Consider the following 25259-nt stretch of genomic DNA (forward strand, 5'->3'; position numbering starts at 1 on the left):
TTGCCGGCGAACACCAGCATAGCCGGTGCCAGGCACCGTGTCGGCCCTTTCGCCGGCAAGCCGGCTCCTACAGGGGGGTGAGCGTTTGCGCTATCATTCGGGCATTTTTCACGGGGGAACACACGGATGCTCAACGGCCTGTGGCTCGGCTTTTTCCTGGTGGCGGCCATCTCCGCCCTGGCCCAGTGGCTGGTGGGTGGCAACGCCGGCATTTTCGCCGCCATGGTCGAGAGCATTTTCGCCATGGCCAAGCTGTCGGTGGAGGTCATGGTCTTGCTGTTCGGCACCCTGACCCTGTGGCTGGGCTTCCTCAAGATCGCCGAGAAGGCCGGCATCGTCGAATGGCTGGCCAAGGTGCTTGGCCCGCTGTTCGCCCGGTTGATGCCGGAAGTCCCGCCCGGCCACCCTGCCCTGGGCCTGATCACCATGAACTTCGCCGCCAACGGCCTGGGCCTGGACAACGCCGCCACCCCCATCGGGCTGAAGGCCATGCGTTCGCTGCAGGAGCTCAACCCCAGCAGCACCACGGCGAGCAACGCGCAGATCCTGTTCCTGGTGCTCAACGCCTCGTCGCTGACCCTGCTGCCGGTGACCATCTTCATGTACCGCGCCCAGCAAGGCGCGGCCGACCCGACCATGGTGTTCCTGCCGATCCTGCTGGCCACCAGCTGCTCGACGCTGGTCGGGCTGCTGTCGGTGGCGGTGATGCAGCGCTTGCGCTTGTGGGACCCGGTGGTGCTCGCCTACCTGATCCCCGGCGCTCTGCTGCTGGGCGGATTCATGGCCTTCCTCGGCACCCTGTCGGCGGCCGCGCTGGCCAGCCTGTCGTCGATCCTCGGCAACCTGACGCTGTTCGGCGTGATCATCCTGTTCCTGGTGATCGGCGCGTTGCGCCGGGTGCAGGTGTACGAGGCGTTCGTCGAGGGTGCCAAGGAAGGCTTCGACGTGGCCAAGAGCCTGCTGCCATACCTGGTGGCGATGCTGGTGGCGGTCGGTGTACTGCGCGCCTCGGGTGCCCTCGAACTGGCCCTGGACGGTATCCGCCATGCGGTGAACTGGATGGGCCTGGACACCCGCTTCGTCGAGGGCCTGCCCACCGCGCTGGTCAAGCCGTTCTCCGGCAGCGCGGCGCGGGCCATGCTGATCGAGACCATGCAGACCCAGGGCGTGGACAGCTTCCCGGCACTGGTGGCGGCGACTATCCAGGGCAGTACCGAGACCACCTTCTACGTGCTGGCGGTGTATTTCGGCGCGGTGGGCATCCAGCGAGTACGCCACGCGGTGGGCTGCGCCCTGTTGGCCGAACTGTCCGGGGTGATCGCGGCGATCTTCGTCTGCTATTGGTTCTTCGGCTGAACCTGGCTGACGGTCCAGTCGATCACCTGGCGCGCCAGCTGGTCGCTGGCCGTGCCGAAGCCGGCGACCACTGCTGGCACTTGCAACTGGCCTAGCGGCTGGCGCACCTCGAAGCGCTTGCTGGCGAGGATGCGCTGGCTGCGCCCCTGCACCAGCCGCGCGTCATAGCGGATCACCACTTCCACGCTTCCTCCAGGCCGGTATTCGGCCTGGAAGGCCTGCAATTCGCCCCCCAGCTCATAGTCGGCCTGCAGGTTGCTGTCGTCGGCGCTCAGGCGTTGTACCCGGCCATCGCGCTGGAAGCCATCGAGCAGGCGGTTGCGTACCAGCATGGGCACCGGGTCGCTCCAGCGCGCACCCTTGTAGCTGCTGATCACGTCACCCTGGGGGATCACCGCGATGCGCGGCCCGGCCAGGGCTTCGCTGGCCAGGGGCTTGTTCAGGCGCAGCGACCAGTCCAGCGGCGAGGCGCCGCGGGCCGTCTGCCCGACCGGCAGGCGATAGATATCCACAGGCTCGCCCTGAGGCAGGATCGAGCAGGCTGACGCCAGGCTCAGGGTGGCGGCCAGCGCGGCCAGGCGCAGGGACGGGTTCATGGCTGGAACTCCTTGTTGTTGTCGCGCCCCAGCAGGTAGCCGCTGGGGTCGGCCTCCAGGCGCCGGGAGATACCCTTGAGCGCGTTGAGGGTTTCACGCAGTTCGCGGATCGCCGGGGACAACTGGTTCAGGCCCTGGGCGCCGTCGTCGATGGACTGACGGTTGTCCTGGAGCAGGCTGTTGAGGGTGGCGGCGCTTTCGGCCAGCGCCTGCATGGCCTGCTCGGCGCTGCCGATCGCCTGCTTGCCCTGGTTGCCCAGCAGGCCGTTGGCGTTGCGCATCAATGCCTGGGTTTCGGCGAGCGTGGCGTTGGCCTGCTTGCCGACCTGGGCCAGCTGTTCGATGGCCGCGGAAATTCCGCCCTTCTGGTTGGCGAAGGCGCCGGTGGTCTGTTCCAGGTTCGCCAGGGTGTTGCTCAGCCGCTCGATGTTGCCCTCGGAGAACATCTGGTTGGCGTTGTGCAGCAGCAGGTTGATGTTGGTCACCAGGTCGCTGCTGTCGTTGAGCAGGCGCGAAATTGGCGAGGGCGAAGCGACGATCACCGGCAGCTTGCCGTCCTTGCCCTTGAGCTCGGGGCTGTGCGGGGTGCCGCCGCTGAGCTGGATGAACGCGTTGCCGGTGACCCCGGCCAGCGTGAGCTTGGCCTGGGTGTCTTCCTTGACCGGCGTATCACCGCTCAGGCGCACGCGGGCCAGGACCCGGCGCGGGTCCTTCGGGTCCAGGCGCAGGCTGCTGACATCGCCGACCTTGATGCCGTTGTACTGCACCGGGCTGCCACGGGACAGGCCCGACACTGCCTCGTTGAACACCACTTCGTAGTCCTTGAACGCTGTGTCAACGCTGGACTTGGTCAGCCACAGGCCGAACAGCATGGCGCCGGCCACCACCAGCACGGTGACCAGGCCGATCAGGACATGATGAGCTCGGGTTTCCATTGTTCAGCGCTCCTGGCGGGCGCGCAGGGCGGCGTCTTCGGCCGCCCGGCCACGCGGGCCGTGAAAGTATTCGTGAATCCACGGGTCGTCGGTCTGCTCGACTTCGCTGAGTGGCCCGGCCACCAGCACCTTCTTCTGCGCCAGCACCGCCACCCGGTCGGTGATGGTGTAAAGGGTGTCCAGGTCGTGGGTGATCAGGAACACCGACAGGCCCAGGGCATCGCGCAGGGTGAGGATCAGTTGGTCGAAGGCGGCGGCGCCGATCGGGTCGAGGCCGGCGGTGGGCTCGTCGAGGAACAGGATGTCCGGGTCCAGGGCCAGGGCGCGGGCCAGGGCGGCGCGCTTGATCATGCCGCCGGACAGCGACGCGGGGTATTTGTCGGCGGCGCTGATCGGCAGGCCGGCCAGGGCCAGTTTCACCCCGGCCAGGTGCTCGGCGTCGGCGCGCGACAGCCCGGCGTGCTCGATCAACGGCAGGGCGACGTTCTCGGTGACGGTCAGCGAAGAGAACAGCGCGCCCTTCTGGAACAGCACGCCAAAGCGCCGCTCCACCAGGGAACGCTGGGTTTCATCCAGTGTGGCCAGGTCCTGGCCGAACACCTTGACCTGGCCGTCATTGGGCCGCCGCAAGCCGATGATGCTGCGCAGCAGCACCGACTTGCCGCTGCCCGAACCGCCGACCACGGCAAGAATTTCGCCGCGGTACAGGTCCAGGTCGAGGTTTTCGTGCACGCTCTGGCTACCGAAGCGGTTGCAGATGCCCCGCGCCTCGATCACCGCTTCCCGGCCCGTCACCAGCCCATCTCCATGAAGAACAGCGCGGCTACTGCGTCGAGCACGATGACCACGAAGATCGACTGCACCACGGCGGAAGTGGTGTGGGCCCCCACCGACTCGGCGCTGCCGCTGACCTTGAAGCCCTCAAGGCAGCCGATGGCGGCGATCAGGAAGGCGAAGAACGGCGCCTTGGCCAGGCCCACCAGGAAGTGCTGCACGCCGATGTCGCTCTGCAGCAGCGAGAGGAACATGGCTGGCGAGATATCCAGGGTCAGGGCGCAGACCACCGCGCCGCCGACCAGGCCACAGAGCATGGCAAGGAAGGTCAGCAGCGGCAGCGCGATCAGCAGTGCCAGCACCCGTGGCACCACCAGCAGTTCGATGGGGTTCAGGCCCAGGGTGCGGATGGCGTCGATCTCTTCGTTGGCCTTCATCGAGCCGATCTGCGCGGTGAAGGCGCTGGCAGTGCGCCCGGCCATGAGGATGGCGGTCAGCAGCACGGCGAATTCGCGCAGGAAGGAGAACGCCACCAGGTCGACGGTGAAGATCGTCGCGCCGAACGCGGCCAGCACGGTGGCGCCGAGGAAGGCCACCACGGCGCCGACCAGGAAGGTCAGCAGGGCCACGATTGGCGCGGCGTCCAGGCCGGTCTGCTCAAGATGCGCCACCACCGGCGTGACCCGCCAGCGGTGGGGCTGGAACAAGCGCAGCAGCAAGGTTTCGAGGATCAGGCCGATGAAGCCCAGCACCTGCCGGGTGTCCTGCCACAGTTGGTCGACCGCCCGGCCGATGCGTGCCAGCAGCAAGAGCAGCACCGGCTGCTCGGGCTGTTTGACCGGGATGCAGTAGTCCTGCACCGAGCAGTAGACATTCTTGAGCAAGGCGCGGCTGGCGTCGGGGAGGTCGTCAGTGCAGTGTGACAGGCGTTCGGAGCCCAGCAATTCAGCTAGCAGCGAGGCGCCTGCGGTGTCGAGTCGGCCCAGCTGGCTGAGGTCGACCTGGGTGTCATCGCCGTACTGGCTGCCCAGGCGCTCGCATTCGCGCTTGAGGCTGGCGTAGTGGGCCAGGGTCCAGTCGCCGGCAATGTGCAGGCGGGTGGGCTGCTGCTGGGTGTCCAGGATTGCGCTCGGGGCGGTCATAGGCTCCATGCATCTGACTGGGGGCATAGAGGCTGATCATAGCGCAGCAGGGTGGGCGGGCTGTTGAATATGTGATCGGTTCGCCGGCTTGCCGGCGAACAGGGCCCTATTTGGGTGCTGTGTCGTCGACCACCTTGAACCGCAACACCCCGATCACCTGCCCATCCTCGGTCAGCACCCTCACCTGCCACTTGCCCACCGGGTTGGGCGGGAAGTTCTGCTTGTGGGTCCAGGCGCGGTAGCCCTCCTTGCGCCCGCCATGGATATCCAGGGCGATGCGGTCGACCTCTTTACCGTTGAGCTGCCACACATGGTAGATGCGTTCATTAAGCCCGCGCGGCGCATTGATCGCGGTATAGGCGTACAGCCCGCCGCTGCGAATGCGGCTGGCGGCGACTTCGTCCAGCGACGCGCCTGGTTGGCGGTTGAGCACCTCGGTGCTGATCGCCACGTCGGTCATCCACAGGGTGGCCGGCGGTACCCAGGAGCGCAGCAGCCAGCCACCGCCTCCCACTGCCAGGGTGACCAGCACCAGTCCCACGCCACGGCGCCAGTTGTTGATCGGGAAGCTGCTGGCCAGGCTCGGGAACGACAGCACCATGGCCGCGACCAGTGCCAGCTTGAAGCTCTGCGCGGTGGTCAGGTTGAGGATGATCGGCAACGCCGTGAGCATCGCGGCGAACAGCGTCAGCGTGTGCAACGCCAGGAACAGCCAGCGCCGTGGCGCCAGCCACTTGTGGTACAGCGGGTCGATGATCGAGATCAGCCCGGCGGCGCCGAGCAGGCCGGTGAACACCAGCTGGCCGCTGTTCCAGGTGGTGGTGATGAAGAAGAACGGCAGGACGAAGAACAGGCTTTCCTGGTGGATCATCTGCGTCGCGAAGCGCAGCAGCGGCTGCGGGATCTCGCGCTTGAAGGTGCGGGCGAACAGCTCGGTGAGGGTGTTCTCCAGCATCAGCCAGACCCAGCTGACCAGCATCACGATGGCGATCCAGCTGGCCAGGCCGGCCTGGCGGTCGACCAGGATGAAGCTGCAGATACCGGAGATGAAACCGTAGAGCGCGATGACACCGGGGTAGCGCTTGAGCAGTTCGATCACGCGCAGGACGAAGTTGGGTAGTGGAGGCATGGGTCTACAACAGGATGAATGGGTAACAGCGCCGGCCTCTTCGCGGATAAATCCGCTCCTACAGGATTCGTGGTGAAGGACCCTGTAGGAGCGGATTTATCCGCGAAGAGGTCGACACAGGATACCGCCGAATCACTACTTCCGAGTAGCACCGCTGGGGCGATTCGCCATTACGCGGCGCCGGCGGATCAACCCGATGGCGAGTACCAGCCCCAGTATCAATGCCACCAGCCCATACAGCTCGTCATACCCCAGCAGTGGTTTCTCGATCCGCAGGTACCCCGGCTCCTTCAACAGCTCGCGCAACGCTGCATCGGCCTCTTTCAGGGTGACCTGGCGCAGCTTGCGCATCGGGTCGCTGAAGCGTCCGTTCTCGTAATCGTTGAGCGCCCCCCAGTAATAATCGGCCAGCGCCGTGTTGCCCTGGGTGCTCCAGCTTTCACGGGCGATCGCCGCCTCCTTGATCCGGGCGAAGGTGTCCGGGTCCAGGCCATGCTTGCGCAGGTGGTCGAACAACTGCGTGAGCACCTTCACCGCGGCGTCGATGTCCTGGCGCTCGAGGTCGGCATTGAGGCTGAGCATGCCGCTGTCACCGAAGCTCTCGCGTTGCGCCGATGGGCCGTAGGACAGCCCGTGGCGCAGGCGCAGCTGGTCGTACAGGGCCCAGTCCAGGTAGCGCGAAAGCAGCTCCAGCGTCTGGTCGTGGCCGTTGTCCAAGGTGGGCTCGATGAACAGCCAGTGCAGTTTGACGCTGTCGCCCAGCCAGCCGCGGGTCAGGTCGCGGCGCTGTTCGGCCTGCTGGCTGATGCTCTCGAGCGTGCGACGTTCTTCTGGTTCGGTAGCCGGCAGCTCGCCGAAGGTTCGCTCCAGGTAGGCCGGCAGCAGGCGGTCGAGGCCGCCGACGACGATCAGGGTCATGTTGTTGGCGACGTACCAGTGTTCGCGCAGGTGCTGGACCTGTTCGAGGGTCATGTCGTCGACATCGGAGCGCTCCTTGCACTTGAGGCCCAGCTCCGTCGCCAGCTGTTCGCTGGCCGGGTGGCCAACCTCCTGGCGATCCAGCCAGCGTTGCAGGTGGCCATAGTGGCCACCGTCCTCGCGTTCGATGATCTTCTTCGCCGTGGCCAGGGCCTTGGCGTCGATGCGCGTGTCACGCAGCAATGAGAGCAACAGGTCGAGCACCTTGCGTTGGTTGCGTGCGGGGGCTTCGATGACGAACGTGGTGTCGGCGCTGCTGGTGAAGGCGTTCCACTCCCCGCCCAGTTCCTGGATGCGCTCTTCCAGGCCGCCCTCCCCGGTCTCGTCGATGCCGCTGAACAGCAAGTGTTCGAGCAAGTGCGGCAGCTCCCGCTGGTCGCACTCGAAATCGTCAAGGCCGACGCCCACCACCAGGCGGATCGAGACATGGTCGCGCTCGTAGCCGGACTTGAGGATCACCTGCAGGCCGTTGGGCAACAGGTAGCCTTCGACCCGCGAGCGATCGAGGGCAAGGCTGGGCAGGCTGCAGATCAGCAGGCAAACGAACATCAGGCAACGCATGGGCGAGCTTCGGTCTCCGGGGTGCGTGAATTCAGGGTTGGCGGGCTTCGTCCGGCACGCTGTCGAGCATCAGCCCGCCGGTATCGGTGCCGCCCAGTACCACATAGGCACTGCTGCAGAACAAAGAGTTCAACCGTTTCATGTCGGCGATGAGCTCCAAGTGTAGCGAACTGGTCTCGATACTCTGCACCACTTTACGTTGCAGGCGGCTGACATGGGCGTGGGCCAGGCGCCGCTCCTGGGCGCGGAAGCGGCGTTTTTCCCGCAGCAGCTGGTGCGCGCTTTGCGGGTCGGCCGTGAGAAACACCGACAGGCCCAGGCGCAGGTTGGCCAGCAGTTGCTCCTGCAGGCCGGTCAACTCTTCCAGACCGACTTGCGAGAACTCGCGGCGCTGCGAGGTCTTCTGTTGCTGCACCTTGCGCAGCATGCGCTCGATCAGGTCGCTGGCCAGCTTGAGGTTGATCGCCAGCTCGATGATCTCGGCCCAACGCCGGTTGTCCTGTTCACCAAGGTCTTCGCGCGGCATCTGCGCCAAGTACAGCTTGATGGCGTTGTACAGGGCCTCGGCGTCCTCACTCATGGCCCGCACTTGCTGGGGCATGGCGGCTTGGGTGCCACGCAGGGCGCCGAGCATGGCGCTCAGCAGGTTGTCGACGATATCGCCCAGGCGCAGGGTTTCGCGTACGGCGTTGGCCAGGGCCAGCGTTGGGGTGGTCAGGGCGGTCGGGTCGAGATGACGAGGTTGGTAGTGGCCGTTGCCGCTCTCCCGTTCAGGCAGCAGGCTGTCGCACACACGGCCCATGAGCTTGGTCGTGGGCAGCATGAGCAGGCAGCGCAGGGTGTTGTAGAGCAGGTGGAAGCCGATCACCAGCTCCTGCGGGCTGAAGCTCAGGCTGTCCATCCACTCCACCAGCGGGTGCAGTACCGGGATGATCAGCACCAGGCCGATCATCTTGTACAGCAGGCTGCCCAGCGCCACCCGCCGACCGGCGCTGTTCTGCAGGCTGGTGGTGAGGAAGGCGAGCAGGCCGCTGCCGATGTTGGCGCCGATCACCAGGCCGATGGCCACCGGCAGGCTGATCACCTCGGCGCCGGCCAGGGTGGCGGTGAGCAGCACGGCGGCCAGGCTTGAGTAGGAGATCATCGCGAACAGTGCGCCGACCAGGGCGTCGAGGAGAATATCGCCGGTCAGCGAGGCGAACAGCACCTTCACCCCTTGGGCGTGGGTGATGGGGGCCGCAGCATGCACGATCAGCTGCAGCGCCAGGATGATCAGGCCCAGGCCGATGCCTACCCGACCCAGCTGGCCGGCACGGGTCTGCTTGCGCGAAAGAAAGAAGATGACCCCGAGGAAGATCAGCAGCGGTGACAGCCAGGACAGGTCGAAGGTCAGCACCCGTGCCATCAGCGCGGTACCGACGTCGGCCCCAAGCATGATCGCCAGGGCCGGGGTCATGGCCATCAGCCCCTGGCCGACGAACGAGGTGACCAGCATGGCGGTAGCGTTGCTGCTCTGCACCATGGCGGTCACGAGAATGCCGGCGATGAAGGCCAGCGGGCGCTTGTTCATGTTCTGGCTCAGCACCCGGCGCAGGTTCGCGCCGAATACCCGCAGGATGCCGGTACGCACGATGTGCGTGCCCCAGACCAGCAGGGCGACGGCGGAAAGCAGGTTGAGCAGGGTCAGCATGTTCGGGGCCCCCTTCTGTCTTGTGCCCCAGCGCGGGGCCAATGGGTGAAGCGGCGAGCCTGGCCCGGGGGTGGGCGGTTTTATCAGTGCTCACTGAAGCTTTAGTTGTTTTGCCTGGTTGGCGCCAGCTTGGCATGGGTGAAACATATTTGAAACCTGTAGGAGCCAGCCTTGCTGGCGAACGATCTTGGGAGGGGCCGTTCGCCAGCAAGGCTGGCTCCTACAGATGGCGGCGCGAATGACAGAGGGCCCCGAAGGGCCCTCTGTCGTGCAGCGCTACCTGGTCTTACTGCCCGGGAATATCCTTGCGCAGTTTCACCGGCTCATGCTCCTTGCCCTTTTTACGCGCCATCGCCGTGCGCATACGGATGTTGATGGCCTCCACCGCCAGCGAGAAGGCCATGGCGAAGTACACATAGCCTTTTGGTACATGCACATCGAACGATTCGGCGATCAGCACGGTACCGACGACGATCAGGAACGAAAGCGCAAGCATCTTCAGCGAAGGGTGCTTGTCGATGAAGTCGCTGATGGTGCCGGCGCAGAGCATCATCACCAGCACCGCGACGATGATCGCGGCGATCATCACCGGTACGTGGGAGACCATGCCCACGGCGGTGATCACCGAGTCCAGGGAGAACACGATGTCGATGATGGCGATCTGGATGATGGTGTAGAAGAACTTGCCGCCCGCGCCTTTCGGCTCGTCCGGGCTCTCGTCCTCGCCTTCCAGGCCGTGGTAGATCTCCTGGGAGCTCTTCCACAGCAGGAACAGGCCACCGAAGAACAGGATCAGGTCGCGCCCGGAGATGCCCTGGCCCAGCACGTGGAACAGGTCGTCGGTCAGGCGCATGACCCAGGTGATCGACAGCAGCAGCATGATCCGCGTGACCATGGCCAGGGCCAGGCCGAAGATCCGCGTGCGCGGTTGCATGTGCTTGGGCATGCGGCTGACCAGGATCGAGATCATGATGATGTTGTCGATCCCGAGCACGATCTCAAGGGCCGTGAGGGTGAAAAAGGCAACCCAGATTTCCGGGCTGGTCAGCCATTCCATGTGTATTCCTTCGAACAGTAAAGGCAAAGCGCCCTGATGGCGGGCGCTTTGCGGTTGGATGATGCGCTTGTATTACAGACTGCTGAACAGCGGGAAAGTCCCCAGGGCCAGCGCGCCGAACATTATGCACAGGCACACCAGCACTGCCCACTTGAGGGTGAAGCGCTGGTGATCGCCGAACTCGATGCCAGCCAGGGCCACCAGCAGGTAGGTGGAGGGTACCAGCGGGCTGAGCAGGTGTACCGGCTGCCCGACGATCGACGCACGGGCCATTTCCACCGGGGTGACGCCATAGTGGCTGGCGAACTCCGACAGCACCGGCAGCACGCCGTAGTAGAAGGCGTCGTTGGACATGAAGAAGGTGAACGGCATGCTGACGATGGCGGTGATCACCGCCATGTAAGGGCCGAACGCTTCCGGAATCACCGCCAGCAGGCTCTTGGACATGGCGTCGACCATGCCGGTGCCCGACAGGATTCCGGTGAAGATGCCAGCGGCGAAGATCAGCCCGCTGACGGCCAGCACGCTGGAGGCGTGGGCGGCGATTCGGTCCTTCTGCTGTTGCAGGCACGGGTAGTTGACGATCATGGCGATACTGAAGGCGATCATGAACAGCACCGGTAGCGGCAACAGGCTGGCGATCAGCGCGACCATCAGCGCGGCGGTCAGGGCGCCGTTGAACCAGATAAGTTTCGGCCGGCGGGCCTCCGGGAACTGCGACACGCTGATCTCGCTATGGTCGATGTCGTCGGTCGGCAGGTGCAGTTCGCCCAGGCGGGCACGCTCGCGCTTGCCGTACCAGTAGGCGATGGCCAGGATCGCCGCCACGCCAAAGGCCATGGCCGGGATCATCGGCACGAAGATGTCCGACGGGTCCACGTGCAGGGCGCTGGCGGCGCGGGCGGTGGGGCCACCCCATGGGGTCATGTTCATCACCCCGCCGGCGAGGATGATCAGGCCGGCCATGATCCGCGGGCTCATCCCCAGGCGGCTGTACAGCGGCAGCATGGCGGCGCAGCAGATCATGTAGGTGGTGGCGCCGTCACCGTCGAGGGACACCACCAAGGCCAGCACGGCGGTGCCGACCGAGACTTTCAGCGGGTCGCCCTTGACCAGCTTGAGGATCTTGCGCACGGCCGGGTCGAACAGGCCGGAATCGATCATGAGGGCGAAATAGAGAATGGCGAACATCAGCATCACGCCGGTGGGCGCGAGCTTGCTGATGCCTTCGAGCATCATCGGGCCGATCTTGGCGGAAAAACCACCGAACAGGGCGAACAGGATCGGTACCAGGATCAGCGCGATCAAGGCCGACAGGCGCTTGGTCATGATCAGGTACATGAAGGTGATGACCATGGCGAAGCCGAGGAAGGTCAGCATGGCGGTACTCCAGGCGTGGCGCGGCGAAAGGAAGGACGATTCGGGCGGATCAGCGCGTCAGGCGCTGCGCGGGGAGCAGGCGGAGGGGTACGGCGAAAAGGCGGGCACAGGAAAACATCAGAATCACCATTGTTGTTGTTGATTGGGCCGGGCGCGGAAGTTTCCGGGTGCCCTGGCTGACCGGTCTGCTGCCGGTGGTGGCGCTATCCTATGTGGGCAAGCTTTCAGCCAGCTTTCGCCCGGTACGAGGCGACGGGAGGTCGATTCGATGTCGAATGTCGAGGAAGGCGGCTGCCATTGCGGCGCGCTGCGGTACCGTTTGGAGGGTGAGCTGGGCGATGTCGCCCATTGCCATTGTTCGATTTGCCGGCGGGTCAGTGGCGGCACCCTGGTGACCTGGGTCAGCGTGCCCCTTGCGGGTTTCCAGTGGTTGTCGGGGTCGCCGCAGCGCTACGTGGCGCCCGCCAGTTGCAGCCGGTATTTCTGTGGGCTTTGTGGCGCGCATGTGGCATTGGTGACCACGCTCAGCCCGCAGACCATCGATGTGACGGTGGCGACGCTGGATCATCCGCAGCGGGTGCGGCCGAACCGGCATATCTGGGTGGGGAGCCGATTGCCGTGGTTGAAGGTGGATGACGGGTTGCCTTCGGAAGACGAAGAGCACCTGTGATGTTGCTATCTGTGTCACGCATTTCCCTGTTGGAGCGGCTTCAGCCGCGATCACCAGCGAAGCTGGTGCTGGTACTGCGGTGTCCAATTCGCGGCTGAAGCCGCTCCTACAGGGGCCCGGTGCGATTCGACATCACGGCAGTTGCAGGCCCCCGGCGGCCTTGTGCAAGGCCCGCAGGTGCTCACCCACTTGCTTGATATTGGCTTCCACCGCCTTGATCGCCCGGCCCCGCTCCGGCCCCAGCAGCGCCCTCACCTGCTGGTCCAGGTCGGTGCTCAGGCGCAGCAGCTGTGCCTGGCGTTCGCTGCTCACCTGCTCCAGCTGCTTGCGCTCTTCAGGTTGTGGCAAACCATAGCCACCGGCCCCCAGCAACTCAGCCGGGCGGCTGAGGAAGCCACTGTTGGCCAGCATCGCCTGCAGGGTCTCATTGGCCTTGTCGAAGCTGCCGTCCTTGAGCGCGCGGCCATTCAGGTAGCGTTGCTTGACCTCGTCCTGGGCCAGCAACAGCTGGCGCCGCAGGCTGGCCTGCTCGAGCAGCAGCAAGGCGGCGCTGGTGCGCAGGTCGGCGCGGTCGAACCACTGGCGGCGCTGTTCGGCGTCCAGGGCCAGCCAGTCCTCCACGGCGGTCTGCTTGATCGGCAGATGCTTGCGCAGCACGTCGAACATGGCCTGGTAGCGGTCGCGGTAGGAGTCGAAGCGATAACCCAGGCGCAATGCTTCCCTTGGGTCGTCCAGCACGCGGGTATCGGCCAGCCCCCTGCCCTTCATGACCTCGAGCAGGCCATTGGGCATGATGCTGTCCAGGTCGTTGAAACCAGGATTACCGGTGCCGCTGCGTAGCAGCTTAAGCGACTCCACCGCGCAGTTGTTGGACAGGAAGTAGTAGTTGCCGTCATAGCTCCAGTGCATTTCAGCGGCCTGGCGCACCAGGTTCTCGATTTCAGCGCGGCTGAGCTTGATCGGTACCGAGGCCAGGCTGCGCAGTTCGGTCTTGGTGTACTCGTCGATCACCTGCCCCAGTGGCAGCACGAACAGGCGCGAGGGGTAGGCGCCGACCAGGCCGTCCCAGCTGGACAGCTGCACATCGTTGACGAAGGCACGGTACGACAGCACCAGGTGCTGGTCGAGGTCGAGCCGGCATGCCGGCCCACGTGGCCGGCCAGGGGCGCAGATTACCAGGCGCAACATGCTGTGGCCCCAGCGGCTGACCCAGTTCTGGTTGGCTTCGGCCAGCAGGTAGTCGACCTCATAGACCCGTTCGGGATCGATCTCGCCGAGTGGCTGACGGGCGAAGTCGTTGCCGGCGTTGAGGAACGGCAGCCCCTTGGCGCAGGCGTCCTGTTGCGGCGCCCAACCGAAGTGGTCGCGCAGGTACTGGTTCAGTGCCGGGCGGCGGCAGCCATAGCTGGGGTCGAGGAGGAAGTACTCCATGTTGACCGCGATGAACTCTTTCGGGCTGCTCAGCTCGTAGCTGTCCGGGCTGCGCACGAGTTGACCGTTGTGCTGCTCGCGCTCGCCACGGCGGCCGACGTATTGCGGCCAGCCGGCCAGGTCGAGCAGGCGTGGGTCGTCACTCAAGGTGAAACGTCGTTCGGCCTGGCCTCGGCAGTCTTCCGGCAGTCCGACCTTGCCGAGCGTGCCCTGCTGGCGCTTGCAGCGCGAGATCACCTGGCGCTCGGCGGCCGGCCACAGGCGGGCGCGGTCGTAGATGTGGGTCAGCTCATGCAGGACCGTGGCCAACAGTTCTTCGCGGACCGTGCCATGGGGGCGGTTGGTCTTCTCGCGGGCAGCGCTGCCATCGGCGAGGCTGGGCAGCAGGCGCCGGTTGAGGTCCAGCGTGGCGACTGGCGACGCCTGGCCATAGGCGTCCTCGGGCATGCGCTCGCTCCAGCTGACCAGGATGCGCCGGTCCAACTGTTGCTTGAAGCGCGGTGGCAGCTTGGCCATGGCTTCGTCGAGCAGGGCCTGGCTGGCTTGATGTTGTTGCGGATCTAGGCCTTCAGCCTGCAGCACGAGCTGCAGGTCAGCCAGGGCGGGCGTGCCGAGCAGCGTCAGGACGCAGCCGAGCAGCCAGGCACGCGCGCGCTTCACAGGGCGAGGATGGCTTCGGCCAGGACCTGGTCGCTGGCATCGCGCGCTTCAGGCACGCGGGCACGCAGGGTGTCGAACGCCGCTTCGAGCTGGGCGCCGCGGATGTCGCCGTTGCTGGCGACGAAGCTGGCGGCGTCGTCATGGGCTTCGCGCACGACCTTCGAATCGCGGATCGAGGTAGTGGTATCAGAGGTGAAGTCGATCGAACGGCCGAAGGCACGGACGATGATATTGCTGGTGGCCACCAGGGTGTGGGCCTGGGCAAGGTCGGCCAGTAGCAGCATGCCGAGGGTGGCGGCGATCAGCGGTTTACGCATGGAGCATCTCCGGGAATACGAGGAGTGGTGTGGTTATTGGACGAGAATCGCTTCGGCCAGTTCAAGGTCGCCGACGGAGTGCCGGGCGCAGCCCTGGCGCAGTGTGTTGAGCGCTGCCTGCAGGCGCGCGCCACGAATCAGGCCATCACTGGCAACAAAGGCGGCCGCATCATCCCGGGCACCCAGGATCAACTTGCGGTCGAACGGTGCGCTGGTCACCTGGCTGGTAACGAAGCCGGTCAGGAAGGGTGCCTGGGTGGTGGCGTCCATGGCATGGGCGCTTCCCACGCCGGCGAGGGCGAACAGCAATGGCAACAGATAACGCATGGGCTTTCTGGGGGCGATGATCTCAGGCGGCGAAGGCTACTCCGGATTCCCTGGGCAGGGCCAGTGAATCCGGTTTTTGCAGCCGGGTTTTCAGAGCGCGAGGATGGCGCGTGCCAGTTGGGCGTCGCTGGCTTGCAGCTCAGGCAGTTGCTGGCGGATGTGCACAAATGCGCTTTCCAGCTTGGCGCCGCGAATCGCGCCTTCGCTGCCAACGAAGCTGGCGGCATCGTCGCGGGCGGCCTGGACGATCTTGTCGTCACGGAACGACGAGGAAATGTCGGAGGTGGCATCGGTGGTGGCGGCGACGGCGCCCACCACGGCATCGGTGGTGACGACGAAGCTGGTGGCATTGGCTGCGCCGGTGAAGACCAGCAACAGGGCGGCGCCAAACAGATGATTACGGGACATGGTCGAGGGACTCCTGCACAGGGGCTGGGTGAATCTGTTTATCGGACGCTCGCTGGGTTCGTCACGGTACGTTTTCTACCCGGCGTGTAGGACAAGCGTAACACGCCGCGGTTCGTCCGCCTGGGGCGGAGAAACATCACAATTCGTAACTGTACCTATCGATATTAGATAATACAAAACTGTTATGGTTTTGTGTTGAACCGTCTAATTCGGGCCATACAAACAGAAAACCCGCCGCAGTCACCTGCGACGGGTTCTTCTGAATTCGCGGTACCGACGCGGGTCGGCGACCGAAGCTTAGCGCCAGAACGGCTTGCTCAGCTCTTCGTAGCGCTGCGACTCGCTAATACCGGCGTCGGCCAGCAGGCGGGAGTCCAGGCGCGCCAGTTGGCGGCGGCTGGCCATGCGGCGCTGCCACAGTACCAGGGTGGACAGGACGCGCAGCGGCAGGGCGGCGTTGGAAGCTTGGGCGTTTTCGAAAACCAGGTCGGAACTGAGGGTACGTTCCATGATGTGTCATCCTTCCGCTTGTGGCGGCATTAGGGAGTGATTTAACTGGTGCCCATCTTCCTCTTCTGTTGTCCATAACAGTAGATACAGTTCTGCTGTAATACGATGGCTCAGTTAACTGTGTAACCCTACTGTTGCACTCGAAAGTGACTGAACTGTACTGGTCTGCACGATAATGGTGCGTTTTTTGGTGAGGCGAGGAAATTGCGCGGCGAGAAGTGTGACTTTTACCGGTACAGTAGAACAGTTTTAGCTGTTGTTGGCGGCGGCCTGTAGGAGCGGCTTCAGCCGCAATTCAGGCAACGCGGTGCCTGGCACCCGTTTCGCGGGTGATCGCGGCTGAAGCCGCTCCTACAGAAGCAGTGCCATGTCGGTAAATAGATGAGAGCCGGCCCGGCTATGCCGGGCATCGCCAGCAAGGCTGGCGCCTACGGGGAGCGTGGCGAGGGGCTGGGATCGCGGGGCAAGGCGGCTTGCTCCGCGATCGGTACAGTTGGGGCATCAGCCGACGAGCATGCGCCCGGTCTCTTCCAGATTCTCGTGCCAGCTCAAGGCCTCGCGCAGGATGTGCGGCGTATGGCCACCGCGCTGGCAGGCGCGCTCGAAGTAGTCGTTCAGCGCGGCGCGGTAGTCCGGGTGCACGCAGTTGTCGATGATCACCCGGGCGCGCTCGCGGGGCGCCAGGCCACGCAGGTCGGCCAGGCCCACCTCGGTCACCAGGATGTCCACGTCATGCTCGGTGTGGTCGACGTGGCTGACCATCGGCACCACGCTGGAAATCGCGCCGCCCTTGGCGATCGACTTGGTGACGAAGATCGCCAGGTGGGCGTTGCGGGCGAAGTCACCCGAGCCACCGATGCCGTTCATCATCTTGGTGCCACAGACGTGGGTGGAGTTGACGTTGCCGTAGATGTCGAACTCCAGCGCCGTGTTGATGCCGATGATCCCCAGGCGACGCACCACTTCAGGGTGGTTGGAGATCTCCTGCGGGCGCAGCACCAGCTTGTCCTTGTAGCGCTCCAGGTTGCCGAACACATCGGCGTTGCGGCGGCTCGACAGGGTGATCGAGCTGCCCGAGGCGAAGCTCAGCTTGCCAGCGTCGATCAAGTCGAAGGTCGAGTCCTGCAGCACTTCGGAGTACATGGTCAGGTTTTCGAACGGCGACTCGATCAGGCCGCACATCACCGCGTTGGCGATGCTGCCGATGCCGGCCTGCAGCGGGCCGAGGTTGTTGCTCATGCGGCCGGCGTCCACTTCGCCTTTGAGGAAGGCGATCAGGTGGTCGGCGATGCCCTGGGTCTCGTGGTCAGGCGGCAGCACGGTGGACGGCGAGTCCGGCTGGTCGCTGATGACGATACCGACGATCTTGGCCGGGTCGATCGGGATGGCGGTGCTGCCGATGCGGTCGTCGACTTTCACCAGCGGGATCGGGGTGCGGGTCGGGCGGTAGGTCGGGATATAGATGTCGTGCAGGCCTTCGAGGTTGGCATTGTGCGACAGGTTGATCTCGACGATGACTTGCTTGGCGAAGATCGCGAAGCTGGCCGAGTTGCCGACGGAAGTGGTCGGCACGATGTGGCCCTGTTCGGTGATCGCCACCGCTTCGATGACCGCGATATCCGGCAGGGTGAGCTGTTTGTTGCGCAGCTGCTCGACGGTTTCCGACAGGTGCTGGTCAATGAACATCACCTTGCCGTCATTAATGGCCTTGCGCAGGGTGCTGTCGACCTGGAACGGCATGCGCCGCGCCAGCACGCCGGCTTCGGTCAGTTGCTTGTCCAGGTCATTGCCCAGGCTGGCGCCGGTCATCAGGCTGATCTTCAGCGGCGACTGTTTCGCGCGCTCGGCCAGTGCGTGGGGCACGGCCTTGGCTTCGCCGGCGCGGGTGAAACCGCTCATGCCGACGGTCATGCCGTCCTGGATCAGGCCAGCGGCATCAGCCGCACTCATTACCTTGCTGTGCAGGGAGGACAAGCGGATACGATCACGGTACATGGATTGTTATCTCGGGCTACTGAGGCTACTGGAAGCGCAGTCTAGAGATTTCGCCTGGTGCCGTCCCGCGACCATGGTCGTAGGCGAAGGCCGGAAATAGAGCCGTTGATCTGGATCAAGCAAACGAAAAGGCCCCCGGGAATATCGCCCGGGGGCCTTATGCGCTTCTATATATAGAAGGCTTGGTCAGTCCACTGCCTTGACCATGTCCTCGATGACCTTCTTCGCGTCACCGAACACCATCATGGTCTTGTCCAGGTAGAACAGTTCGTTGTCCAGGCCGGCGTAGCCGCTGGCCATGGAGCGCTTGTTGACGATGATGGTCTTGGCCTTGAAGGCTTCGAGGATCGGCATGCCGGCGATCGGCGACTTCGGATCGTTCTTCGCCGCCGGGTTGACCACGTCGTTGGCGCCCAGCACCAGTACCACGTCGGCCTGGCCGAACTCGGCGTTGATGTCTTCCATCTCGAACACCTGGTCGTACGGCACCTCGGCCTCGGCCAGCAGCACGTTCATGTGCCCGGGCATGCGCCCTGCCACCGGGTGGATCGCGTACTTCACGGTCACACCGTTGTGGGTCAGCTTCTCGGTCAGTTCCTTGAGCGCGTGCTGGGCGCGGGCCACCGCCAGGCCATAGCCGGGGACAATGATCACGCTGTCGGCGTTGCTCAGCAGGAAGGTGGCGTCGTCGGCCGAGCCGGACTTCACCGGGCGCTGCTCCTTCGAGCCCTGCGTCGCGCCGGTATCGGTATCGCCGCCGAAGCCACCGAGGATGACGTTGAAGAACGAGCGGTTCATCGCCTTGCACATGATGTACGAGAGGATCGCACCGCTGGAGCCCACCAGGGAACCTGCGATGATCAGCATCGAGTTGTTCAGCGAGAAGCCGATCCCGGCCGCCGCCCAGCCCGAATAGCTGTTGAGCATCGACACCACCACCGGCATGTCGGCGCCGCCGATCGGGATGATGATCAGCACGCCCATGACGAAGGCCAGGGCCAGCATCAGGGTGAAGGCGCTGTAGTGGCCGGTGAAGGTGAACAGCAGCCCAAGGGCGATGGTCGCCAGGCCCAGGATCAGGTTCAGCTTGTGCTGGCCGGCGAACTGTACCGGTGCGCCTTGGAACAGGCGGAACTTGTACTTGCCCGACAGCTTGCCGAAGGCGATCACAGAACCCGAGAAGGTGATAGCACCGATGGCCGCGCCCAGGAACAGTTCCAGGCGGTTGCCGGTGGGGATCGGGTCGCTGATGCTGGCGACGATGCCCAGCGATTGCGGTTCGAGCACGGCGGCGATGGCGATGAACACCGCGGCCAGGCCGATCATGCTGTGCATGAAGGCGACCAGCTCGGGCATCTTGGTCATCTCGACGCGCTTGGCCATGATCGAGCCGGCGGTGCCGCCGATCAGCAGGCCGACGATCACATAGCCGATGCCGGCGGTAGCCAGTTCGGCGCCCAGCTTGTAGATGAGCCCGACCGTGGTGAGGATCGCGATCCCCATGCCGATCATGCCGAACAGGTTGCCGCGGCGTGAGGTGGTCGGGTGCGAGAGGCCCTTGAGCGCCTGGATGAAGCAGATCGAGGCGACCAGGTACAGAAGCGTTACCAGATTCATGCTCATGCTTACTTCTGCGCCTCGTTCTTGGTTTTCTTCTTGAACATTTCCAGCATGCGGCGGGTGACCAGGAAGCCACCGAACACGTTGACCGCGGCCAGCGCCACGGCCAGGGTGCCCATCACCTTGCCGGCCGGGGTGACGGTCAGCGCGGCGGCCAGCATGGCGCCGACGATGACGATCGCGGAAATGGCGTTGGTGACCGCCATCAACGGCGTGTGCAGGGCCGGGGTGACGTTCCACACCACGTGGTAGCCCACGTAGATGGCCAGCACGAAGATGATCAGGTTGTAGATGCCGTGGGAAATCAGCATGTCTTCCATTGTCGTGCTCCTCAGCCGTTCTTGCGCACGACCTGGCCGTCGCGGCACATCAGGCACGCGGCGACGATGTCGTCTTCGAGGTTGATGACCAGGTTGCCGTCCTTATCGAACAGCAGCTTCATGAAGTCCAGCAGGTTGCGGGCATACAGCGCCGAAGCGTCGGCGCCGACCTGGGCCGGCAGGTTGGTCGGGCCGACGATGATCACGCCGTTCGCTTGCACCACCTGGTCAGCGACGGTCAGCGGGCAGTTGCCGCCCTGGGCCGCCGCGAGGTCGATGACCACCGAGCCGGGTTTCATTTGCGCCACGGTCTCTGCGCTGAGCAGGGTCGGCGCCTTGCGCCCGGGAATCAGCGCGGTGGTGATGACGATATCGGCCTGCTTGGCGCGCTCGTGCACGGCCTGGGCCTGGCGTTGCATCCAGCTGGCGGGCATGGGTCGGGCATAACCGCCGACACCTTCGGCGCATTCGCGCTCTTCATCGGTCTCGTAGGGCACGTCGATGAACTTGGCCCCCAGCGATTCGATCTGCTCCTTCACCGCCGGGCGCACATCCGACGCTTCGATCACCGCACCCAGGCGCTTGGCCGTGGCGATGGCCTGCAGGCCGGCGACGCCGGCGCCGAGGATCAGCACGCGGGCGGCCTTCACGGTGCCAGCGGCAGTCATCAGCATGGGCATGAAGCGCGGGTAGTGATGGGCGGCCAGCAGCACGGCCTTGTAGCCGGCGATGTTGGCCTGGGACGACAGCACGTCAAGGCTCTGGGCCCGTGAAGTGCGTGGCGCGGCTTCCAGGGCGAAGGCGGTGACGCCGCGTTCGGCCATCTTGCCGATCAGTTCGCTGTTGAAGGGGTTGAGCATGCCCACCAGCAGGCTGCCGCTGTTGATCAGCGCCAGTTCCTGGTCGTTGGGCGCGACCACCTTGAGCACCAGCTGCGCGCCGAATGCGTCGGTGGCTTCGCCTAGCTTGGCGCCCACGGCCTCATAGGCACTGTCCGGAATGCTGGCGTTGAGCCCTGCCCCCCGTTGCACGGTGACCTGATGGCCCTGGCCTACCAGTTTCTTGATGGTTTCCGGGGTCGCGGCGACCCTTGTCTCACCCGTCTGCGTCTCGAGAGGAACACCAATGTGCACGACTATGTCTCCTGCGGTGACCTTTATTGTCTTTATGGAAACCAGCGCACTTCGGGTGGTGCGGCTGGGCGGCCGTAGAGCACGACTCCGCCTGATTCGGGGCGGGGGAGGCATTTTGCAGACGAACCCGAAGGCCTTCAACCGGTTCTGAAGCGAAACGAAGTTAAAACTACAAGTCACCCTGTGACCCTATGTCGCAACGTATCGGTAAGAAGCCGTCAAACTCGCGCTATCCGGAGCTTAGGAGAAATCTTGAAATTTTTTCCGCTGTTTTCGTCAACGGCTTGGTGAATGTCGCAAAATAAGCCGCAAAGCCGCGTGGTTACTAGCGTTGATGCGTGTTTTTCCGCACAGTGGAACAGATTACGGATTTGCGACAAATCCATATATCTGTAGGTGTTTAAAATAATTGACTACGGGGTCAGCTTCCATGTTTCCCGCTAGTTCTTCGCCGTATATTGCTGGGCCTGGGCCACCAGCCAGTCGCGGAAGGCCCGCAATGACGCAGATTCGACCTTTCGCTCGGGGATCATCAGATGGTAGGCCTTGTCGCTGGCCAGGGCATGCCTGTTAGCGACCACCAGCCTGCCCTCCTCCAACTCGCGCTGGATCAGGAACGGCGGGATCAGCGCGATCCCCATCTCGTGCATCGCCGCCTGGGCCAGCATGGAGAATAGTTCATAGCGCGGGCCGGTCATGTCGCGCTCCACGCTCATGCCGAGACCGTCGAACCACTGCCGCCAGGCGTAGGGCCGTGTGGTCTGCTGCAGCAGGGGCAGTTCGGCGATCCGCCCCGCGTCGAGGCTGCCCTGCCCGCCCAGCAATGCCGGGCTGCACACGGGCATCGGGTTCTCGCCCATCAGCCGGTGCGCCTGGGTACCCGACCAGTCGGCGTCACCGAAGTAGATGGCGGCGTCAAAGGGCGTGTCGGCGAACAGGAACGGGCGGGTGCGGTTGGTAAGGTTGACCGTGACTTCCGGGTGGCGTTGCTGGAAGTCCTTGAGGCGAGGCAGCAGCCACTGGGTGCCGAACGTCGGCACGACCGCCAGCTCGATCACGTTAGCGCCTTGCTGGCGCATCACCGACAGCGTGTCGCGCTCCACCGCGTCCAGCTGCGAGGCCACCTGGCGACTGTAGGACAACCCGGCCTCAGTCAACTTCACGCCCCGCCGCGAGCGACGGAACAGTTCCACATTGAGGAAGGCTTCCAGCCCACCGATCTGCCGACAGACGGCGCCCTGGGTCAGGGCCAGCTCCTGGGCGGCCTTGGTGAAACTCTCGTGCCGGGCGGCCGCTTCGAAGCAGACCAGGGCCGTGGTGCTGGGGATCTTGCGGCGCATGTACGTCAACCTCACTTATTCGTCGTGTAATACGGCTTTTGACTGATCACGGAGTGAGAAAATATCACTAAAGCGTGCGCAATCCTCGTTTGTCCCGACGGCCGAACAGGCCTAGGATCAATGCAACAAAAATATCCGTCCCCACCTTCTTTCGAGGAATCCACACATGGCCGGTAAAGCAAGCTTCAACTGGATCGACCCGCTGCTGCTGGACCAGCAGCTCACTGAAGAAGAGCGCATGGTCCGCGACAGCGCTTATCAGTTCGCCCAGGACAAGTTGGCGCCACGTGTGCTCGAAGCTTTCCGCCATGAGCAGACCGATCCTGCGATCTTTCGCGAGATGGGCGAAGTCGGCCTGCTGGGCGCGACCATCCCCGAGCAGTACGGTGGCAGCGGCCTCAACTATGTGTGCTATGGCCTGATCGCCCGTGAAGTGGAGCGCATCGACTCCGGTTACCGCTCAATGATGAGCGTGCAGTCGTCACTGGTGATGGTGCCGATCAACGAGTTCGGCACCGAGGCCCAGAAGCAGAAGTACCTGCCCAAGCTGGCCAGCGGCGAGTGGATCGGTTGCTTCGGCCTGACCGAGCCCAACCATGGTTCCGACCCAGGCTCGATGATTACCCGTGCGCGCAAGGTCGATGGTGGCTATCGCCTGACCGGCTCGAAGATGTGGATTACCAACAGCCCGATTGCCGATGTGTTCGTGGTGTGGGCCAAGGATGATGCCGGTGACATTCGCGGCTTCGTCCTGGAGAAAGGCTGGGCGGGCCTCAGCGCTCCGGCGATTCACGGCAAGGTCGGCCTGCGCGCTTCGATCACCGGCGAAATTGTCATGGACAACGTGTTCGTGCCGGAAGAGAACATCTTCCCTGATGTTCGCGGCCTGAAGGGGCCGTTCACCTGCCTGAACTCGGCCCGCTATGGCATCTCCTGGGGTGCGCTGGGCGCCGCCGAGGCTTGCTGGCACACCGCGCGCCAGTACACCCTCGACCGCCAGCAGTTCGGTCGCCCATTGGCCGCCAACCAGCTGATCCAGAAGAAACTGGCCGACATGCAGACCGAGATCACCCTCGCCCTGCAAGGCTGCCTGCGCCTAGGGCGGATGAAGGATGAAGGCACCGCGGCGGTGGAAATTACCTCGATCATGAAGCGCAACTCCTGCGGCAAGGCGCTGGATATCGCCCGGATGGCCCGTGACATGCTTGGCGGCAATGGCATCTCCGACGAGTTCGGCGTGGCCCGCCACCTGGTCAACCTCGAGGTGGTCAACACCTATGAAGGCACCCATGACGTGCATGCGCTGATCCTGGGGCGTGCGCAGACCGGCATCCAGGCGTTCTATTGATAGAGGAGCCAGGCCATGGGTGCGCTTTCCCATCTGCGGGTGCTGGATCTTTCGCGGGTACTGGCCGGCCCATGGTCTGGTCAGATCCTGGCCGACCTTGGGGCTGATGTGATCAAGGTCGAGCGTCCGGGCTCGGGTGATGACACCCGCTCCTGGGGGCCGCCCTTCCTGCGTGACGCCCAAGGCGAGAACACCAGTGAGGCGGCCTATTACCTGTCGGCCAACCGCAACAAGCGCTCGGTGACCATCGACTTTACCCAGCCGGAAGGTCAGCGCCTGGTGCGGGAGCTGGCGGCGAAGTCGGATATCGTCATCGAGAACTTCAAGGTCGGCGGGTTGGCTGGCTATGGGTTGGATTATCAGAGCCTGAAGGCGGTCAATCCGCAGCTCATCTATTGCTCGATCACAGGCTTTGGTCAGACGGGGCCGTATGCCAAGCGTGCGGGCTATGACTTCATGATTCAGGGGCTGGGTGGGCTGATGAGCCTGACCGGGCGTCCGGAGGGAGAAGAAGGTGCCGGCCCGATGAAGGTAGGGGTTGCCCTGACCGACATTCTCACCGGGCTGTATTCCACCGTGGCGATCCTGGCTGCCCTCGCCCACCGTGATCAGACCGGTGTTGGCCAGCACATCGACATGGCGCTATTGGATGTGCAAGTGGCCTGCCTGGCCAACCAGGCGATGAACTACCTCACCACGGGTACCGCTCCGCGTCGGTTGGGTAATGCGCATCCCAACATCGTGCCTTACCAGGACTTCCCGACGGCGGATGGTGATTTCATTCTTACCGTGGGGAACGATGGGCAGTTCCGCAAGTTCGCCGAGGTGGCGGGACAGCCGCAGTGGGCGGATGATCCACGGTTTGCCACCAACAAGCAGCGTGTTGCCAATCGGGCCGAGCTGATTCCATTGATTCGTCAAGCCACGGTGTTCAAGACCACGGCGCAGTGGATCGATGAGTTGGAGAAGGCGGGCGTGCCTTGTGGGCCGATCAACGACCTGGCGCGGATGTTCCAGGACCCGCAGGTGCTTGCGCGCGGGTTGGCGGTGAAGATGGATCATCCGTTGGCGGGCAGTGTGCCGCAGGTGGCCAGCCCGATCAGGTTGTCGCAGACGCCAGTGGAGTATCGGCAGGCGCCGCCGTTGTTGGGCGAGCATACCGAGGTGGTGCTGGCGGATGTGTTGGGCTTGGATGCAGGGGCTGTCGAGCGGTTACGGGCTGCTGGGGTGCTGTGAAGCTATATAGAGAGCGGGGAGGCCGACAGGCCTCCCCGCTCTGCTTTTGGGGTTTCTATATAGATAGTGTTGGCTTTTGAGAGGTACCGGCCTTGGTTTCTCCGGCGCCTACAAGATCGAGCGCCGCCCGCGCGGCGCATCGCGGATGAATCCGCTCCTACATCTATTGCAACGTGCCGCACCTGCGAGGCCATGGTTGCCCGCCTTGGCGCCCGCCGCCATACCGTGTCGTACCGAGCGGACCCTTGTAGGAGCGGATTCATCCGCGATGCGTCGCGCCGCGGCGCTCGATCCCAAGGGCGCCGCAGGTGCTGAGCGCACGCCTGTGGTCGTGCTGCGGTCTTTT

The 25259-nt window shown here is 64.3% G+C and carries 23 protein-coding genes; 4 read left to right on the forward strand and 19 right to left on the reverse strand.

All coding sequences use genetic code 11. From position 1 onward, the window contains the following. Window positions 1-126: 126 nt before the first annotated feature. Complete coding sequence (locus PSEEN_RS00440) at window positions 127-1356, forward strand: nucleoside recognition domain-containing protein (protein ID WP_011531546.1); 1230 nt, start codon at window positions 127-129, stop codon at window positions 1354-1356. On the opposite strand, the gene PSEEN_RS00445 is transcribed toward PSEEN_RS00440, so the two are convergent. The 9 genes from PSEEN_RS00445 to PSEEN_RS00485 all read right to left on the reverse strand — a co-directional run bounded on the left by PSEEN_RS00445 (window position 1338) and on the right by PSEEN_RS00485 (window position 11598). Continuing rightward, the gene (locus PSEEN_RS00445; protein ID WP_011531547.1) at window positions 1338-1952 is read right to left on the reverse strand and encodes an ABC-type transport auxiliary lipoprotein family protein; all 615 of its coding nucleotides are present in this window, start codon (window positions 1950-1952) and stop codon (window positions 1338-1340) included. The genes PSEEN_RS00440 and PSEEN_RS00445 overlap by 19 nt on opposite strands. Then, window positions 1949-2887, reverse strand: a complete 939-nt coding sequence (locus tag PSEEN_RS00450; protein WP_011531548.1) for an MlaD family protein — start codon at window positions 2885-2887, stop codon at window positions 1949-1951. The genes PSEEN_RS00445 and PSEEN_RS00450 overlap by 4 nt, the downstream gene beginning before the upstream one ends. Before the next feature lie 3 nt (window positions 2888-2890). Continuing rightward, window positions 2891-3682 (reverse strand): ABC transporter ATP-binding protein, encoded by a 792-nt coding sequence (locus PSEEN_RS00455; RefSeq protein WP_011531549.1) that lies wholly within the window; start codon window positions 3680-3682, stop codon window positions 2891-2893. After that, a complete protein-coding gene (locus PSEEN_RS00460; RefSeq protein ID WP_044487551.1) occupies window positions 3679-4812 on the reverse strand; it encodes an ABC transporter permease in 1134 nt (377 codons plus the stop codon). The genes PSEEN_RS00455 and PSEEN_RS00460 overlap by 4 nt, the downstream gene beginning before the upstream one ends. A gap of 97 nt (window positions 4813-4909) precedes the next feature. Then, a complete protein-coding gene (locus tag PSEEN_RS00465; RefSeq protein WP_011531551.1) occupies window positions 4910-5932 on the reverse strand; it encodes a DUF5924 family protein in 1023 nt (340 codons plus the stop codon). Window positions 5933-6067: 135 nt separating this feature from the next. Further along, window positions 6068-7471, reverse strand: a complete 1404-nt coding sequence (locus PSEEN_RS00470; RefSeq protein WP_011531552.1) for a M16 family metallopeptidase — start codon at window positions 7469-7471, stop codon at window positions 6068-6070. A gap of 31 nt (window positions 7472-7502) precedes the next feature. Beyond that, on the reverse strand, window positions 7503-9161 hold the full coding sequence (locus PSEEN_RS00475; RefSeq protein ID WP_011531553.1) for a Na/Pi cotransporter family protein: 1659 nt from the start codon (window positions 9159-9161) through the stop codon (window positions 7503-7505). A gap of 286 nt (window positions 9162-9447) precedes the next feature. Then, on the reverse strand, window positions 9448-10218 hold the full coding sequence (locus PSEEN_RS00480) for a TerC family protein (RefSeq protein WP_011531554.1): 771 nt from the start codon (window positions 10216-10218) through the stop codon (window positions 9448-9450). Window positions 10219-10290: 72 nt separating this feature from the next. After that, window positions 10291-11598, reverse strand: coding sequence for a CitMHS family transporter (locus PSEEN_RS00485; RefSeq protein WP_011531555.1), 1308 nt, complete (start codon window positions 11596-11598; stop codon window positions 10291-10293). Window positions 11599-11866: 268 nt separating this feature from the next. Here PSEEN_RS00485 and PSEEN_RS00490 point away from each other — a divergent pair, with 268 nt between their 5' ends. Further along, window positions 11867-12268, forward strand: coding sequence for a GFA family protein (locus PSEEN_RS00490; protein WP_011531556.1), 402 nt, complete (start codon window positions 11867-11869; stop codon window positions 12266-12268). A 132-nt stretch (window positions 12269-12400) separates the two neighbouring features. Here the strand turns inward: PSEEN_RS00490 and PSEEN_RS00495 are convergent, their stop codons facing one another. The 10 genes from PSEEN_RS00495 to PSEEN_RS00540 all read right to left on the reverse strand — a co-directional run bounded on the left by PSEEN_RS00495 (window position 12401) and on the right by PSEEN_RS00540 (window position 22329). Beyond that, window positions 12401-14359 carry a DUF7844 domain-containing protein gene (locus PSEEN_RS00495; protein WP_011531557.1) on the reverse strand — a complete coding sequence of 653 codons (1959 nt, stop codon included), beginning with the start codon at window positions 14357-14359 and terminating at the stop codon, window positions 12401-12403. Beyond that, window positions 14356-14676: a DUF2388 domain-containing protein gene (locus PSEEN_RS00500; protein ID WP_011531558.1), complete on the reverse strand. Its 321-nt coding sequence runs from the start codon at window positions 14674-14676 to the stop codon at window positions 14356-14358. Before PSEEN_RS00500 ends, PSEEN_RS00495 begins: the two co-directional genes overlap by 4 nt. 33 nt (window positions 14677-14709) lie before the next feature. Beyond that, complete coding sequence (locus PSEEN_RS00505) at window positions 14710-15003, reverse strand: DUF2388 domain-containing protein (RefSeq protein ID WP_011531559.1); 294 nt, start codon at window positions 15001-15003, stop codon at window positions 14710-14712. A 90-nt stretch (window positions 15004-15093) separates the two neighbouring features. Beyond that, on the reverse strand, window positions 15094-15411 hold the full coding sequence (locus PSEEN_RS00510; protein ID WP_011531560.1) for a DUF2388 domain-containing protein: 318 nt from the start codon (window positions 15409-15411) through the stop codon (window positions 15094-15096). Between the two features lie 297 nt (window positions 15412-15708). Next, window positions 15709-15921, reverse strand: coding sequence for a DUF1127 domain-containing protein (locus tag PSEEN_RS00515; RefSeq protein ID WP_011531561.1), 213 nt, complete (start codon window positions 15919-15921; stop codon window positions 15709-15711). 501 nt (window positions 15922-16422) lie between these two features. Next, window positions 16423-17916, reverse strand: coding sequence for an acetyl-CoA hydrolase/transferase family protein (locus PSEEN_RS00520; protein WP_011531562.1), 1494 nt, complete (start codon window positions 17914-17916; stop codon window positions 16423-16425). Between the two features lie 186 nt (window positions 17917-18102). Continuing rightward, window positions 18103-19539: an NAD(P)(+) transhydrogenase (Re/Si-specific) subunit beta gene (locus PSEEN_RS00525; protein ID WP_011531563.1), complete on the reverse strand. Its 1437-nt coding sequence runs from the start codon at window positions 19537-19539 to the stop codon at window positions 18103-18105. Window positions 19540-19541: 2 nt separating this feature from the next. Next, window positions 19542-19856, reverse strand: coding sequence for an NAD(P) transhydrogenase subunit alpha part 2 (locus tag PSEEN_RS00530; protein ID WP_008097413.1), 315 nt, complete (start codon window positions 19854-19856; stop codon window positions 19542-19544). An 11-nt stretch (window positions 19857-19867) separates the two neighbouring features. Continuing rightward, the gene (locus PSEEN_RS00535; RefSeq protein WP_011531565.1) at window positions 19868-20989 is read right to left on the reverse strand and encodes a Re/Si-specific NAD(P)(+) transhydrogenase subunit alpha; all 1122 of its coding nucleotides are present in this window, start codon (window positions 20987-20989) and stop codon (window positions 19868-19870) included. Between the two features lie 440 nt (window positions 20990-21429). Continuing rightward, complete coding sequence (locus PSEEN_RS00540; RefSeq protein ID WP_011531566.1) at window positions 21430-22329, reverse strand: LysR family transcriptional regulator; 900 nt, start codon at window positions 22327-22329, stop codon at window positions 21430-21432. 166 nt (window positions 22330-22495) lie between these two features. Here PSEEN_RS00540 and PSEEN_RS00545 point away from each other — a divergent pair, with 166 nt between their 5' ends. Together PSEEN_RS00545 and PSEEN_RS00550 are read left to right on the forward strand one after the other, a co-directional pair. Beyond that, window positions 22496-23677: an acyl-CoA dehydrogenase gene (locus PSEEN_RS00545; protein WP_011531567.1), complete on the forward strand. Its 1182-nt coding sequence runs from the start codon at window positions 22496-22498 to the stop codon at window positions 23675-23677. Window positions 23678-23692: 15 nt separating this feature from the next. Continuing rightward, a complete protein-coding gene (locus PSEEN_RS00550) occupies window positions 23693-24913 on the forward strand; it encodes a CaiB/BaiF CoA transferase family protein (RefSeq protein WP_011531568.1) in 1221 nt (406 codons plus the stop codon). Window positions 24914-25259: the final 346 nt, after the last annotated feature.

Origin of the sequence: Pseudomonas entomophila L48 (genome assembly GCF_000026105.1) — a bacterium.
Taxonomy (GTDB): domain Bacteria; phylum Pseudomonadota; class Gammaproteobacteria; order Pseudomonadales; family Pseudomonadaceae; genus Aquipseudomonas; species Aquipseudomonas entomophila.